The sequence below is a fragment of the Mycobacterium mantenii genome (genome assembly GCF_010731775.1).
GTDB classification, from domain to species: domain Bacteria; phylum Actinomycetota; class Actinomycetes; order Mycobacteriales; family Mycobacteriaceae; genus Mycobacterium; species Mycobacterium mantenii.
Window position 1 is genome coordinate 2692085 of record NZ_AP022590.1, and the last position, 16134, is coordinate 2708218.

The window sequence follows — 16134 nt, forward strand, 5'->3', positions numbered from 1 at the left end:
AGGACCTGGGGGAAATCTTCCCGGAAGGCCTCAGAGGTCTATCGACCCTTGAACTGCGTGATTGAACAAAGAGGAAACAAAAGTCGGTACTCGACGGATTAAACCTCACCTTGAGGTGGACAGCACTATTGTCGCGATGTTGCCGAGGCCTCGGCGCGACGGGCTCAGGCCAGGTTGGCCAGCAGCAGCGTCTCGCTGATCGCCGCGCGTTCCAGCACGCCCAGGTGCAGACTCTCGTTGACGCTGTGCGCTTGGGTCGCGGGGTCCTCCACGCCGGTGACGAGGATCTTCGCCTGCGGAAACGCCTCGGCGAACTCGGCGATGAACGGGATCGATCCGCCCATGCCCATGTCGATCGGATCGGTCCCCCACCCCTGCCGGAACGCGGACCGCGCGGCGTCGTAGACGCTGCCGGTGGCGTCGATGGCGTAGGGTTCGCCGATGTCGCCACGGGTGACGCTGACCTGCGCACCCCACGGCGCGTGGTGTTGTAGGTGGGAGGTCAAGGCGTCCAGGTGCGCCGCGGCGTCTCCGCCGGGCGCGATGCGCATGCTGATCTTGGCCCGCGCCCGCGGGATCAGCGTGTTCGAAGCCTTCTCGATGGGTGTGGTGTCGATGCCGATCACAGTGATCGCGGGTTTGGCCCACAGCCGCTGCGGCGCCGAACCCGAGCCGATCTCGGCCACCCCGGCCAGCAGACCGGAGTCGGCGCGCACCCGCGCTGGCGGGTAATCGACTGCGGCAGCGGTGCTTTCGTGCAGTCCGGCGACCGCCACGTTTCCGTCGTCGTCGTGCAGGCTGGCCAGCAGCCGCACCAGCACGCTCAGCGCGTCGGGCACCACCCCGCCCCAGATGCCGGAGTGCAGCCCATGGTCGAGGGTGGCGACCTCGACGACGCAGTCGACCAGCCCGCGCAGCGTCACCGTCAGCGCCGGGACCTCGGTGCTCCAGTTGTCCGAGTCGGCGATGACGATCACGTCGGCGGCGAGCGCATCGCGGTGGGCGGCCAGCAGTCGGCCCAGGGACGGCGAACCGGATTCCTCCTCCCCCTCCACGAAGACCGTCACGCCCACCGGCGGCTGACCACCGTGTGCCCGAAACGCCGCCAAATGCGTTGCGATGCCCGCCTTGTCGTCGGCACTGCCGCGCCCGTAGAGCCGGCCGTCACGTTCGGTCGGCTCGAAGGGCGGCGACACCCACTGGCCGCGGTCGCCTTCGGGCTGCACGTCGTGGTGGGCGTACAGCAGCACGGTCGGCGCACCGGGAGGTGCGGGATGGTGCGCGATGACCGCAGGCGCTCCCCCTTCGCTGACGATCCGCACGTCGCCGAAACCGGCTTGCGACAACAGGTCCGCGACGGCCTGCGCGCTGCGGTGTACTTCGTCGCGGCGGCCGGGGTCGGCCCACACCGATTCGATGCGCACCAGGTCTTCGAGGTCGCGCCGCACCGACGGCAGCACCGCGCGGACGCGCTCAACCAGATCGCTCATGATCTCGAGGCTAGTAGGCGGTCGTCGAGCGTTGCGCTGGCGTGACGCTGGACGTCGACCGTCACGCCAGCGTGACGCTCACGCCGTCTCCAGGATGGCCACCGCGGCGGCGGTATCCCCCTCGTGCGTCAGCGACACGTGGATCGTCACGTCGGCCAGGTGTTTGGCGATGTCGCCGCTCAGCCGCACCCGGGGGCGTCCCCACATGTCGGTGACCACCTCGATGTCGCGGTGGATGTCCTCCGGAAGCACGGGGCGCTGCGCGAACCGCGACCCCGACCAGGCCTTGATCACCGCCTCCTTAGCGGCCCAGCGGGCCGCCAGATGACGCGCCGCCGACGAACTCTTGTCCGACGCGTCGCGGCGCTCCCCCGGAGTGAACGTCTCGGAGAAGACGGTTCCCGGCTGGTCGACCTGCTCGGCGAAATCAGGAATGGAGACGAGGTCGATCCCCACACCGACAATTCCCATGGGTCGCCAGGCTAACGGATGGCCGGGCGCGGCGAGGATGCGGTCCGCGTGGCCGACCGGTGCGAAGCCGGGCAATAACCCGGCGTCATCCGGCAGAGACCTGGTAGGCCTCGCCGTCACCCAGGCGCGAATCCGGGTTGAGCAGCATCGCCGCCTCCTGACGCTTCTCCGGTGCGTCATGGCCGAAGCGACGGTTCGGTGGCCGCTCGTACATCGGCGCGCCGCCGGCGATCGCGGACGCGAGCCGCCGCTGACCGGCCAGCAGGCGTGCGTCCGCGCGCTGCTGGTAGTCCGCACGCTGCTCCGGGTCCAGCGCGGCGACAAACGCCTGCGGGTGCACCAGCGCGACCAACCCCGAAACGTGGCCGAACCCAAGGCTGGTCAACAGCCCCGCCTTGAGCGGGAACTTCTCCCCTAGCCGCAAGGTCTCGCGCACCCAGACGAAGTGGGCCGAGCCGGCCAGTTCGTCGTCGACGCAATCCAGGCTGCGGTTGGGCGGGATCACCCCGTCGCGCAGCATCTGGCACAGCCCCATCATCTGGAAGACCGCCGCGCCGCCCTTGGCGTGCCCGGTGAGGCTCTTCTGCGACACCACGAACAGCGGCGCACCCTCGGAGCGACCGAGCGAGTCGGCGAGCCGCTCGTGCAGTTCGGTCTCGTTGGGATCGTTGGCCAGGGTCGACGTGTCGTGCTTGGAGATCACCGCGATGTCGTCAGCGCCCACGCCGAGCTTGGCCAGCGACCGCGCCAGCGCCGAATCCTTGCCGCCGCGACCGGCACCCAACGCGCCCAGCCCCGGTGCCGGGATCGAGGTGTGCACGCCGTCGGCGAACGACTGCGCGTAGGCCACCACGGCCAGCACCGGCAGGCCCATCTTGAGCGCCAGGTCGCCGCGCGCCAGCAGGATGGTGCCGCCGCCCTGCGCCTCGAGGAATCCCAGCCGGCGTCGATCGTTGGGCCGGGAGAACTTCGAGTCGTGGATGCCGCGGCCCCGCATCATGCCGGTGTCGGCGGTGGCCGCCATGTCACCGAAGCCGATGATGGCTTCCAGCGTCAGGTCGTCGAATCCGCCGGCGACCACCAGCTCGGCCTTGCCGAGACGGATCTTGTCGACGCCCTCCTCGACCGACACCGCCGCGGTGGCGCAGGCGCCCACCGGGTGGATCATCGCGCCGTAGCTGCCGACATAACTCTGAATGACGTGCGCGGCAACGACGTTCGGCAGAACTTCCTGCAGGATGTCGTTCGGCTTGTTCCGGCCGAGCAGGTTGCCGTGATACATCGTCTGCATCGACGTCATGCCGCCCATGCCGGTGCCTTGCGTGCTGGCCACCAGCCCCGGGTGCACCCAGCGCATCAACTCGGCCGGGGTGAAGCCCGACGACAGGAACGCGTCGACGGTCGCGACAATGTTCCACAGCGCCACTCGGTCGGTCGAGCTGGCCATGTCCTGGCTGATGCCGAACACGGTCGGGTCGAACCCGGTGGGGATCTGCGCGCCGACGGTCCGCGACAGCTTGGTCTTTCGCGGCACCCGGATCTCGGTGCCGGCCTTGCGGATCACCTGCCAGTCACTGGAGTCGGGCACCGGCCGGATGATCGTGTGTTCCGGATCGAACTCGACGAAGGCGCGCGCGTCGGCCTCCGAGGACACCACGAAGGCGAAGTCCTTGTCCAGGAACACGGACACCAGCAGCGGCGACGCGTGGTCGGGGTCGATCGCGCCGTCGTCGACGAACTCGCGGATGCCGCAGCGCTCGACGACGGTGTCGTGGTAGCGCTCGACCAGCTCGGATTCGTCGACGAGATCACCGGATTGCGTGTCGTACCAACCGGGTTGGGGGTCGTCCTCCCAGCGGATCAGCCCGGTGGTCCAGGCCAGCTCCAGGACGCCGGCCGCCGACAGTTCGTTGTCGACCTCCATCTCGAAGCGGGTCCGCGACGAGCCGTAGGGGCCGAGCTCCGCGCCACCGACGATGACCACCAGGTCGGCCGGGTCGACGTGGAGGTCTGACCATTCCGGAGGCGGTGCCGGGGTAAAGCCGCGCGGCGGGGACGGCAGCGCGGCAATGGTGCCCTCAGTGGCGGCCTCGTCGGCCTCCTCGCTCGAGGTGGCTTGCTCGCGGGCTTTGGCGGCCAGCTCGGCCATGTCGAGGTTCGCTTCGCCCAGCCCGCCGGTCAGGTCGGCCTTGATCGGCGCACTCGCCGCGGCCACCTTGGACTCGATGTCGCAGAGCGACAACAACATTGCCGCCATCTCATCGGTCGAGTAGGTGGTGACACCGGCCTCCTCGACCGCGTCGACGATGGCGTCGTTGTGGCCCATCAGCCCGGTGCCGCGGGTCCAGCCGATCAGCGCGTGCGCCAGGCTGACCCGGGTCGCCCACGACGACTCGGCGTGCCAACGGCTCACCAAGGCGTCCAGCGCCGACTTGGCCTCACCGTAAGCGCCGTCACCGCCGAACATTCCGCGGTTCGGCGAGCCCGGCAGCACCACGTGCAGCCGCGACGCGATGTCGCGCTCGGCGCCGATCCTCGACAACCCGCCGATCAACCGCTGCACCGCCCACAGCAGCACCTTCATCTCCATCTCGGAGCGAGATCCGGCCTCGGACAGGTCACCCGCGACCCGCGGTGCGGCAAACGGGAACAGCAGCGTCGGCGTCTGCGCGTCCTTGATGTGAATCGACTGCGGCCCAAGGCTTTCGGTCTGCTCGGTGCCGATCCATTCCGCCAGCGCGTCGATGTCGGAGTAGGACGCCATGTTGGCGGCGACCACCCATAGCGCCGCGCCGTAGCGGGCGTGGTCGCGGTAGAGCCCGCGATAGAACGCCAGGCGCTCGTCGTCGAGCTTGGACGTCGTGGCGATGACGGTGGCACCGCCGTCGAGCAGTCGCGCGACGACCGACGCGGCGATCGAGCCCTTGGAGGCGCCCGTCACCACGGCAACTTCGTTGCTGTACCGGCCCGGATCCGGGTTTTCGGCGCCGGCCGCGATGCGGCCGTACAACGATGCGTGGATCTGACGGCCCGCGGACAGGGCCTTGCCCTGCCACCAGGTGGCCTGGGTGGCCACCACATGGCCTGCGCCCTCGAACCTTTCGGACAGGTCCACCCACCGCGCGTCGATGTCACCCTCGTCGCTGAGCCAGAGCTTGACCAGGTCTTCGCGCGCGCTGGCCCACCGGTCGTCGAACAGCACTGCCTTCTTCGGCTCGAACACCGGCGACACCAGGCGCGGCCAGTCGGCGCCGAGCTCGGCGGTCACCAGATCGATGAGCTCGGCGTCGGTGGCCGCCGGCAGTGCGCTTACCGGGTCGTCGTGGCCCAGCTGACCCAAGATCAGGCGGGCCGCCGAGGCCAGCACGCCGTCGCGGCCGGTGATCTGGTCGGTGAATTCGCTTAGCGCGGCCGCGTCGACGGTCGCACCGCCGCCGGCACCGCCCGAAGACGGCAGCGACACCGCGATGCCACGACGCGCGGCGACGGAAGCCACCGCGGCGTCGATCGCCTTATCGACGGAAGCGGCGTCGGCGAGTGCGCCCTCGTGCAGGTGGCCCATGGCGCCACCCCGCACGCTGGTTCCCTCACGGGTTCCCAGCGCCACCTCGACCGTGACGTGCTTGGCCCAACCCTCGCCCAGCTCCCAGGTCTTCTTGACCCGCTCGGCGATGGCGCCGGGCCGCTTGCCCGAGGGTCCCAGCACCGTGCGCAGCTGGTCATTGATCGCGTCGGAAAGTACTGGGCCGTAAGGCTTGTAGGTGCGCGCCAACTTGGTCACCTGCGCGCGCAGCCCGGCCAGGTCCGCTTCGGCGGCGCCGTCGATGGCGCCCAGGTTCAGCTCCGAACCCAGGTCCACCAGCAGCTGGTTACGCCGCGACGACGCACCGTCGGTGATGGACTCGATGGAGTCCAGCTCCTCGATCTGGTCGATGCGCATCTTGGCCGACAACGCGATCAGAGCCAGGGTGGCGTCGGCGGCGCCGAACCCGATGTCGTCGGGGCGCGGGCCCCCCGACGGGGCGGCGACCTGAGCCGGCGCCGGTGCGGCCTCCACAGCGGCCCCCTCGGCCGATTCGGCGACCGGCTGCGCGACCTCCGGCTCGTCCTCGGGCTCGGGGTCGGTGTCGGTGGCGAACAGCACGGCCGCGTCGCGCTCGGCGTTGAGCACTTCGACTGTGCTGTGGGCGTATTCGGGCAGCTTGAGAGTGTTGGTGGCCAGGCCCGCGACGGTCGGTGCGGACTTCACACCGATCTCGACGAACCGTTCCACACCCAGACCGCCGGCGGCCTCTTCGGTGAACAGCAGGTCCTGCGTCTCGATCCAGCGCACCGGGCTGGCGAATTGCCATGCCAGCAGCTCGATCAGGACGGTGCGTGCCATCTCGATGCGGCGCTCGGCGAGCCAAGTGTCGTAGTCGGCGAGGATCGGGTCGAGCGGTTCGGCCGGCACCAGGTCGCGGATCTCCTGGATGAAGTCGCGGTCCAGGGTGAACGGACGCGGCACCAGATTCGGAATGTAGCGGCCGATGATGACGTCGGGGTCCTTGTCGCGCGGCATGACCCGGTCGAGCGACCGCCGGAATTCCGCCACACCGACGCGCAGCACCCGCGAGTGGAACGGCACATCGATGCCGGGCACCAGGATGAACGAGCGCTTGCCGCCGGTGATCTCGCGGCGCCGCTCCACCTCTTCTTCGAGCGCTTCCAGGCCGCGCACCGTGCCGGCAATCGCGTACTGGGAGCCGCGCAGGTTGAAGTTGACGATCTCAAGGAACTCGCCTGTGCTCTCGGCGATTCCGGCGACAAACCCCGGAACCTCATCGTCGGGCAGGTCGATCTGCGACGGCCGAATCGCCGCCAGCCGGTAGTTGGACCGGCCGAGCTCGTCCCGCGGCACGATGTCGTGCATCTTCGATCCACGGTGAAACACCGTTTCCAGCAAGGCTTCCAGCTCGTAGATGCCCGTCACGCAGGCCAGCGCGGTGTACTCACCGACGGAGTGGCCGCAGGCGATCGCATCCTCGACGAAGGCGCCTTGCTCGCGCATCTCGGCGACCTGCGCGGCGGCCACCGTGGCCATCGCGACCTGGGTGAACTGCGTCAGGTACAGCACGCCCTCGGGGTGGTTGTAGTGCACACCGCTGGCGATGATGCTGGTCGGGTTGTCGCGCACCACGTGCAAGACCGAGAAGCCCAGGGTGTCGCGGGTGAACTTGTCCGCCTTGTCCCACACCTTGCGGGCGGCCTTGGACCGGGCCCGGACGTCCATGCCCATGCCCTTGTGCTGGATACCCTGGCCGGGGAAGGCGTAGACGGTGTGCGGGGACGCCAGGCGTGCCGTCGCCGACATCACCAGGTCGGATCCGATTCGGGCGGCGACCTCCAAAACCTCTGCACCCTGGTCGATTCCGACACGGTCGACCCGGAACGCGACCTCGTCGCCGGGGCGCACCATGCCCAGGAAGCGCGCGGTCCAGCCGATCAGTCGCGCCGGCGGGCGGGCCTGGCCGTCGGTGGCGGTCACCGCGTGCTGGGCGGCGGCCGACAGCCACATGCCGTGCACGATGGGCGATTCCAGGCCGGCCAGCAGCGCGGCGGCCCGGTCCGTGTGGATGGGGTTGTGGTCACCGGAGACCACCGCGAACGGCCGCATGTCGACCGGGGCGGTGATGGTGACGTCGCGGCGGCGCCGACGCGGGGTGTCGGTCGCGTTCTGTGAGACCGCACCGCCGGCGCGCGCCGGGTCGGTCAGTTCGGCGGAGCCGGTGCGTCCCAGGATGGCGAAACGCTCATCGAGCGTGGCGATCACGTGACCGTCGGCGTCGCCAATGACAACCGAAACCGGGACGACGCGGCCCATGTCCGTGTCGATGGCCGCCGAAGCCGTTGCGGTGATGGTCAATTGCGACTGGGACTTCGGCAGAGTGCCGACCATGTGGGCGGCGTGGTCGAGATGCACCAGGCTCAGCAGGCCCTCGACAACCGGAACGCCGGCGTCGGTGACGGCCGAGCCGATCGCCGAGAAGACGGCGGGCCAGCAGGGGCCGACGAGCGCGTCGGGCACGGTTTTGAGGCTGGGCGCCAACGGTTCTCCGAATGTGGCCGTGACGCCGGTGTGGTCGGCGACCCGCTCGGGGTCCCAGTCCACCGTGACGGTGGCCGTTCCGTCGGTGACCGCGGGTAGGAAGTCGGGCCCGTCGACCCCGGCGGCGATGGCCAGCACCGCGCGCATGGCGGTGGCGGCATCCTCGGTGGAGACCACCGGGGTGGCACCGTCAACAGTGTTGGCGGGCAAGGTGAATGGGATTTCGATCCAGGTGCCCGACACCGGAACGCTGAGCACGACGCGGTCGCCGTCGACCTGGAGCCGCGCCCCGGTGGACGAATGCGTGGCGCGGCGGCTCTCGGGTCCGTCATGCACCAGCCAGTCGGAGGGGTCGGCGATCCGATGGACCGGGTTGGTCGCGGTGCGGCCGGCCCAGAGCACGTCGGGGGCGTCCAGCACGACGGCCAACGGACCGGTCACATCGGCGCGGCCGGTGCGGCGTGACGTGACGGCCTTGGGCTCCACTCCCGCGGCGAGCGCCTCGTCGATGGCCGCCTGCTCGAAGCGGTCCAGAAGTTCACCGACGGGTTCGTCCATCCGGGTGATGCCGGCCACCGCCGCGGTACCCGGAATGATGCACACCTGATCGGCGTCGTAACGGGCGTCGTGCGCCTGCCACAGCGAGTCGCTACGCCACCAGCGCCGCACGTCCTTGTCGATCACCGGCACAAAGTTGACCGGCTTGCCCAGCATCTTGCACAGCGTGACGAAGAACGGGACGTCGGCCGGGTGCAGCTGTACGCGCTCGGCGTCGGGGTAGTGCGCAAGCAGGGTGGCGATGGCCTCGGCGGGATTTTCCAGCAGCCGCGCGCCGTCGTCGGTGGAGCCGTCGAACAGCGTCTCGATGGGACCGAAATCCTGTGCGTGCAAACGCGCCTCGGCCCGTTGCAGCATCTGCTCGAAACGGTCTCGCCAGGTGTCGGCGAGCCACGGGCTGCCCGGTGATGCGGTGTCGGCGGTCGAATCGCCGTCACCGATGGACAGTTCGACGTACCGCTGCAGCCACTGCAGGTAGGTCATCTCCCCGACATCGCCGAAGTACGGCTTGGCGGTGGTGGCCATCGCCGCGATGATCTCGTCGCGACGTTCCGCGACGGCTTCCGCGTCACCGGCGACCTCGTCGAGAAGCCGGCCGCATCGCGAGGCGCTGTTGTCGATCTCGTGGATGTCCGCACCGAGCTGGCTACGGCTGGAAGCCATTCCGCCCGAAGCTTTTCCGGCGCCGATCCACTGATCGGTGCCCTGGGTTTCGACCAGCATCCGCTTGACCGACGGCGACGTGGTGGCCTCCTTGGCCGCCATCGCCGCGGTGCCGACCAGAATGCCGTCGATCGGCATCAGGGGGAAGCCGTATTCCTGCGCCCAGCGCCCGGACAGGTATTCGGCCGCCCGCTCGGGCGTGCCGATGCCGCCGCCGACACAGACGGTGATGTTGGGGCGCGACCGCAATTCCGAGTAGGTTGCCAGCAGCAGGTCGTCGAGGTCCTCCCAGGAGTGGTGACCGCCGGCGCGTCCACCCTCGATGTGCGCGATCACCGGTTTGGTGGACACCTCGGTCGCGATGCGGATAACCGAGCGGATCTGCTCGACGGTGCCCGGCTTGAAGACGACGTGACTGATGCCCACCTCGCCCAGCTCCTCGATCAGCTCGACGGCCTCCTCGAGATCGGGGATGCCGGCGCTGATCACCAGGCCGTCGATGGCCGCGCCGGACTGGCGCGCCTTCTGCACCAGCCGCTTTCCGCCGACCTGCAGCTTCCACAGATACGGGTCCAGGAACAGCGCGTTGAACTGGTAGGTACGGCCGTCCTCGAGCAACCCGGACAGCTGCTCGACGCGGTCGGCGAAGATCTCCTCGGTGACCTGCCCGCCGCCGGCCAGCTCGGCCCAGTGCCCGGCGTTTGCCGCGGCGGCCACGATCGCGGCGTCGACGGTGGTCGGGGTCATGCCGGCCAGCAGGATCGGCGAGCGGCCGGTGAGCCGGGTGAACTTGGTCGAGAGCTTGACCCTGCCGTCGGGCAGGCGAACCAGCGTCGGGGCGTAGCTCGACCAGGCCCGCGCGACCTCGGGGACGGCGCCGACGGTGAAGAGGTTGCGCTGCCCGCCGCGGGTCGCCGCGGGCACGATGCCCACACCGAGCCCACGGATCACCGGCGCGGTCAGCCTGGTCAGGATGTCACCGGGCCCCAGGTCGAGAATCCAGCGAGCGCCGGCGTCGTTGACTCGGGTGATCTCCTCCACCCAGTCGACCGGACGCACCAGGATCGACTCGGTCAGGTGCCGGGCCAGCTCGACGTCCAGGCCGACCTTCTCGGCCCAGCTGCCGACGACGTCGATGCCGTCGGCCAGCCGGGGCGTGTGGAAGCCCACCTCGACCTGGACCGGGTCGAAGACCGGCGAGAAGACGTCGCCGCCGCGCAGCTTGTTCTTGCGGTCGGCTTCTTCCTTTTCCGAGATCTGCTGGCAGTAGAGCTCGAAGCGGGACAGCTGTTCCGGGGTGCCGGTGATGACGACCGAACGGCGGCCGTTGCGGATGGAGAGCACGGGCGGCAGCACGGTGCGCACGTCCTGCGCGAACTCGTCGAGCAGCCGGCCGATGCGTTCGGGGTCGGCGTTGGTGACCGACACCATCGGCGGGCGGTCACCGAGCACCGAGATCCCGCGCCGGCGTGCCACCAACGTGCCGGCGGCACCGATCAGCTGGGCCAGCGCCAGCAGCTCGACATCGCGGGCACCCCCCGCCTTCAGCGCCTCGACGGCGAGCACACCCTGGGAGTGTCCGGCGACTGCCACCGGCGGCGTCGCCTTCAGGTCCATGCCCTGCCGTGCCAGCGTCCGCACGGCCGCGATCTGGGTGAGCAGCACGCCCGGTATCGACACCGCGGCCGAAGTCAGGTGCTTGGCCGAGGGGACGGGATCCTCGGCCGCCAGCGCACGCACCCACGACAGCGGTTCGAAGCCGATTGGACGCACCACGACGAGTTCCTTGGCGACCGGCTCGAGGAGCAGGTTCACCTCGCCGACCAGCGTCGCCAGCTCGGACTCGATGCCGGCCGACGACACGAGTTCCTCGAGCGTCTCCAGCCAGGCGCTGCCCTGGCCGCCGAACGCCACGGCGTAGGGCTCGCCGGCCGTCAGGCGGTCGACAAGAGCGTGGGTGTCCCCGGCTTGCGGGTGCTTGCCTCCCTGCGGGCCGTGCCCGTCGTGGTCGGCGGACACCCGGTCGTGCTCGTGGATCGTCACTTTGTCTGTCTCCCCTGTATGCGTCTTTAGGTCTCGTTCGTCTGGCGGTCACCACCGCCGGGCGGGGGTTCTGTCGATTCCGCGTCGAATCGCAGCCGGGAAAACGGCTGGCCGGTGTGTTGATCGGCGGACCGCCCGGGTGGTGCTGAGCGGCGCGACGGACTCCACCGGCTGTACTAAGAGTGTCATAAGGATCAGCCCTCGTTTTGCGTGCTGATCGGTTACTGATGAGTTCTACGCATGGGTAACCGTGTCCTGGGTAACACGCGGTTTCACCGGCGGCGCGGACCCGATTAACAAACCTGCTGCATGCAGGTGGTTACGGTCGAGTAGCTATAACTGCGCAGATCAAGGCAGTCTTGTTATCGAATCGTTACATAAAAATTTTGGGCCGCGGAGTGCCGTCGTGGCGCCATCGGCAGCATTTGACGGCGATCGCCCGCGCGCGCCCGTCTCCGAAATGAGCGAACGAGTGTTTGCTGGATTTCTAAGAGCCAGCGTTTCGGCGGCGCCGGACGACGGCGTCGGGCGTTAGGCCCACTGACCGAATTGGGGCTTGAGGATCTCGTTGATGTCCACGCCGACCCCGCCGACAGTGCGTTTGTCGATTTCAACCTGGTGCAAATTGGCCGCCGGGTGGGCGTACCCCTTGGGCGAACCCCAGTTGTGCTGCCAGAAGTACGAGCCCAATCCATCGTGCAGCGCCCAGTCGATGGTTTTCGAATTGGCGTACACGCCTGTGCGCTGATGACCGATTACCGACTCCCACGAACGCAGATAGGGAGCCACCTGGCTTTTGTACTGCTCATAGGAGGGATCGTCGTCGATCGAGGCATAAATGGGCGCGGAGGCGGGCCCGCCGGCCGCGGCGTGCAACTGCATCCCACGCTGGGCATGCTGCAGGCCGGCGTTGGCGCCGCCCAGCCAGTCCGCGGTGCTGGCCTTGCCGTACTGATAGCAGGACACGATCTTGAGGCCGTTGCTGTTGAGGTCCCGCGCTTCGGCAACCTGGATCGGCTTGCCCAGCATCCAGTTGCCCCCGGGGCGACGATCCGACACATACCGGATCGATCCCACGGCGCCCGCGGCCCGGATCTGGCTGGCCGGAATGACTCCGGCCGCGTAGTCGAGCAGGGTGCCGAGCGAAGCCGATGCCGGCGGGGCGCTGAGCGACGCGCCCGCGGCGCCCAGGCCGAGCAGGGCCGGGGCGGTGGCCGCGAATTTGAGCAGCTCGCGTCGCGAAACGGATGACACAAGCCACAGGGTACGACAGAGACCCCATATGCCACATTGACCACACTGGTCACATCTGCATCACAGTGCCGCATCGTCGGTTTGAACGGGTTCCGGCGCGGGCAGCACGATGACGCTCACGGCCTCCAATCCGCGGCAAGCCGTCTGCTGGGCGATCTCCTCGATGAACCGGGCGGCAGCCGGGCTGATGGAGCCCGCCCAGGCGCGAAACCCCTGCACGATCACCGGATCGCGCTCCAGCAGCGGTTGCACGCCCCGCAGCACGGCCACCACATCTTCGGGCAGGGGATCGGCGAGCTGCTGGTCGATCCAGCTGCGCGCGAGTTTGTCCGCCGCCGCAACGTCCTCGCCCAACGCGATCACATTGGCGGCCAGGTCGCGCAACCGAGCGAACAGCACCTCGCGGCGCGGCGTCTCGGCCAGGTGCGACAACAGGGTGCTGGCCGCGGTCGGCAGCACCATTTGTCCGAACAACGCCGGGACCGGGAGGTCCCACTCGTCGAACAGATCGGCGTACATCGCGGCGACGGGTGCCGACAGCGGGGCGCTGAGCCGCCCGATCACACCGATGCTGTCGCGGTGTGTGGTCGCCAACCGCCGCAGGATGTGTTCGTTGAGGTCCCCGCCGCCGCAGTCGGTGGCGGCATCGATGGCCTGGATCAGCCGGTCCAGCCGCTCGCGTTGCTGCATCAGCAACGTGCGGTGCTCGTCGAGCAGGCCGGCCAGCGTGCTGTGCCCACCTTCGATCAGCCGCTGAATGTCGTTGATGCCGAGGCCGAGGCTCCGCATCAGGTCGATGCGCAACAAGTCGAGGACCTGCTCGACGTCGAAGACCCGGTAGCCGTTGGACAGGTACTGCGCGTGCAGCAACCCAATTTTCTCGTAATGGCGAATACGGCCGGAAGCGATGCCGGTCAAGGCCGTGACGTCGCCGATCAGCAACTGCTCAGCCACTCCTTGACCTTACAACTGTCACAAGGTCTGTAATCAGCAGATGGAACACCACCAGCTCATTGACCTGACCCGGCGCGCGTTGAAGTTGGCGCGGGACAGGACGACCGATCTCGCTCCCGCCCAGCACACGGTCGAGGCGCGGGACTACACCGGCATCGAGCGGCACAACCAGGACCGGGCCATGCTGCTGGCCAGCCCGCAGCTGGTCGGCTACGTCTCGGAACTTCCCGCCCCCGGCGCGTATTGCACCAAGACGGTGATGGGGCGATCCATCCTGCTGACCAGAGCCGCCGATGGAGCGGTGCGGGCCTTCAACAATGTCTGCCTGCACCGCCAGTCGCAGGTGGCGTCGGGATGCGGCACCGCCAAGCGGTTCACCTGTCCGTACCACGCCTGGACGTACGACAACACCGGACGGCTGGCCGGGATGCCGGGACGCGAGGGGTTTCCTGATGTACCGCTGGGGTCCGCCGGCCTGACCGAGCTCCCGGCCACGGAATTCGCCGGATTCCTCTGGGTGGCACTGGATCCCGGGGCGACGCTGGACGTGGCCGCGCACCTGGGCCCGCTCAGCGACGAACTCGACTCGTGGGGCATCGGGCGCTGGTCCCCATTGGGTGAGAAGGTGCTGGACTCCCCGATCAACTGGAAATTGGCGATCGACACCTTCGCCGAGAACTATCATTTCGCCACCGTCCATCAGCAGACCTTCGCCACGATCGCACGGAGCAACTGCACGGTGTTCGACTCCTACGGGCCGCACCACCGGCTGATCTTTCCGCTCAACACCATCCTGGAGCTCGATGACGTGCCCGAGGATCAGTGGAGTCCGTTCTACAACGTGGTGATGATTTATGCGCTGTTCCCCAACATCGTGATCTCGGTGACGATCGCCAACGGTGAGCTGTTCCGGGTCTACCCCGGGGATCGGCCCGGCAGGTCAATCACCGTCCACCAGAACGCAACACCGCAAGACGTCTCCGATGAAGCGGTGGCAACAGCCGTCCAACAAGTTTTCGACTATGCGCACGCCACCGTGCGCGACGAGGATTACCGGCTGGCCGAGGGGTTGCAAGCCAATCTCGAGTCGGGAGCCCGCGACCACCTGGTGTTCGGCCGCAACGAGCCGGGATTGCAGCATCGCCACATCATGTGGGCCCGGGCGCTGTCGCAGCAGTCAACTGCCGTCAGCCGATAGCACCGTGATCAGGTCATCGAGAAGCATTGCCAGCGCGTCACTTTCGACAGGCGCCGAGCTGAACAGCAGCTCAACGGCCGCTTTGCGATGGCCGGCGGCCACCAGGGGCACGACCTGATCCACCATGGTCTGCAGCTCGGGGGCCGGCGGCGCCAGGTTCGCGACGGTGGTGGAAAGCACTTCGATCAGTTCCCAATCCCGGTACAGCGCCAGCGAGCGTTCATTGAACGCGAAGCCCGTGACCGGGTTTCCCCACATCGTCCCGTGGTAGCGGTAGGGACCCTCCATGTACTCGATCGGCAGGCCGTGCGCCGGGGCCGCCACCAACGGCTCTCCGATGAGGTCCAATTGCAGTGTGGGACAAGTGATCCGGTGCCGGTCGGGCATGTACCGAGCCGGGGCTAGCGGCCGCACCAGGGGACGGATGGCCTCCGGCCAGCGCACATAACTGGTGACTGTGACCTCGAGGTCTTCGGCACATTCCGGCGCAATCGCGGGGTCAGGGTGGCTGGTCGTGACACCGGTAAAAGGCTGCAGCGCATTGCCATCTGCGCGGTCGAACTGGCGCCAGATACTCAGGTCGACACCGTTGTCGAAGTTGATCGTGCGCCATTCGTGCGACCTGGCCCGCGGGTCTCCCCCGGACCCACCGCCGCCGGCGTACTTCGGGAACCACTGCCGATCGACGTGCCCGCTGGTGCCGGATACCTGCTGGACCACGTCGCCCCAACGCAAGGTGCCGGTCATCGCCATACCGGTCTGAAAGTAGGAATAGGTGTCGCTCTGACCGAAGCAGACGATCTTTCCGTTATACGTCGATGCACCCACCGGTGTCGGTGCGCGCGTTGGTGTTACGGCCAGATCCAGTCGCATGGGCCGACCGGACTGATCCATACCGACCAGGCTGACCCGATAGGTGTAGGGCAGCAGTTCGCCGTCGCTGTTGCGGCTGGTAGTCCACGACGCGGTTCCCGCCCTGCTGTGGTAGGTGATGTCGAGATGTCCCGACGCCATCGTCAGCTTGCGCTGGGCGCCCGGCTCCATATTGGCCGGCGGCATGTCGTAATCGGTGAAGGTGCCGTAATCGCCGGTGTCGAGGTCGAACAGCGCCATCGTGTAGAAGTCCGCGACGACCGTCCCTCCGGGGCGGTTCTTGTTGAAGATGGTCAGGAAGGCGAACGACCGACCGGTCTCCGCGGCGTCGAGCTGACCGGCGATGAACCACGTGTCCGACTCCTGATCGGGGTGTTCACCTTCGGCGGCGGGAAACTCCAACTGATTGTCGCCGGCCACCAACTGAAATGGATAGCTGCGCCAGTCGTTATTCATGTCGCGCCTCGCCTCGCCATCGTCGCTGATGATCCGCCCGCGGATTTCTGACCAGTCCTTATTTCGCTATGTTAGCGTCAATAGAA

Annotated in this window: 7 protein-coding genes; 1 reads left to right on the forward strand and 6 read right to left on the reverse strand. The window is 68.1% G+C overall.

Features of this window, described 5'->3' with window-relative positions:
* Positions 1-164: 164 nt before the first annotated feature.
* From G6N50_RS12060 to G6N50_RS12080, 5 genes are all read right to left on the reverse strand, one after another.
* Positions 165-1490 (reverse strand): dipeptidase, encoded by a 1326-nt coding sequence (locus tag G6N50_RS12060; RefSeq protein ID WP_083094209.1) that lies wholly within the window; start codon positions 1488-1490, stop codon positions 165-167.
* A 78-nt stretch (positions 1491-1568) separates the two neighbouring features.
* Positions 1569-1961 (reverse strand): holo-ACP synthase AcpS, encoded by a 393-nt coding sequence (gene acpS, locus G6N50_RS12065; protein WP_083094210.1) that lies wholly within the window; start codon positions 1959-1961, stop codon positions 1569-1571.
* 85 nt (positions 1962-2046) lie between these two features.
* Positions 2047-11313, reverse strand: coding sequence for a type I polyketide synthase (locus tag G6N50_RS12070; RefSeq protein WP_083094211.1), 9267 nt, complete (start codon positions 11311-11313; stop codon positions 2047-2049).
* Positions 11314-11844: 531 nt separating this feature from the next.
* The gene (locus G6N50_RS12075) at positions 11845-12567 is read right to left on the reverse strand and encodes a DUF1906 domain-containing protein (RefSeq protein WP_083094213.1); all 723 of its coding nucleotides are present in this window, start codon (positions 12565-12567) and stop codon (positions 11845-11847) included.
* A 60-nt stretch (positions 12568-12627) separates the two neighbouring features.
* The gene (locus tag G6N50_RS12080; protein WP_083094214.1) at positions 12628-13521 is read right to left on the reverse strand and encodes a MerR family transcriptional regulator; all 894 of its coding nucleotides are present in this window, start codon (positions 13519-13521) and stop codon (positions 12628-12630) included.
* A gap of 40 nt (positions 13522-13561) precedes the next feature.
* Here G6N50_RS12080 and G6N50_RS12085 point away from each other — a divergent pair, with 40 nt between their 5' ends.
* A complete protein-coding gene (locus G6N50_RS12085; RefSeq protein ID WP_083094215.1) occupies positions 13562-14719 on the forward strand; it encodes an aromatic ring-hydroxylating oxygenase subunit alpha in 1158 nt (385 codons plus the stop codon).
* On the opposite strand, the gene G6N50_RS12090 is transcribed toward G6N50_RS12085, so the two are convergent.
* Positions 14699-16048 carry a secreted hydrolase gene (locus tag G6N50_RS12090; RefSeq protein WP_083094216.1) on the reverse strand — a complete coding sequence of 450 codons (1350 nt, stop codon included), beginning with the start codon at positions 16046-16048 and terminating at the stop codon, positions 14699-14701. The two genes, G6N50_RS12085 and G6N50_RS12090, sit on opposite strands and share 21 nt — an antisense overlap.
* Positions 16049-16134 lie beyond the last annotated feature (86 nt).

Excerpts from the sequence above, each read along its gene's own strand:
- G6N50_RS12060 (WP_083094209.1), bottom strand. The coding sequence starts at position 1,490 with ATGAGCGATCTGGTTGAGCGCGTCCGCGCGGTGCTGCCGTCGGTGCGG.
- acpS (WP_083094210.1), bottom strand. The coding sequence starts at position 1,961 with ATGGGAATTGTCGGTGTGGGGATCGACCTCGTCTCCATTCCTGATTTC.
- G6N50_RS12085 (WP_083094215.1), top strand. The coding sequence starts at position 13,562 with ATGGAACACCACCAGCTCATTGACCTGACCCGGCGCGCGTTGAAGTTG.
- G6N50_RS12090 (WP_083094216.1), bottom strand. The coding sequence starts at position 16,048 with ATGAATAACGACTGGCGCAGCTATCCATTTCAGTTGGTGGCCGGCGAC.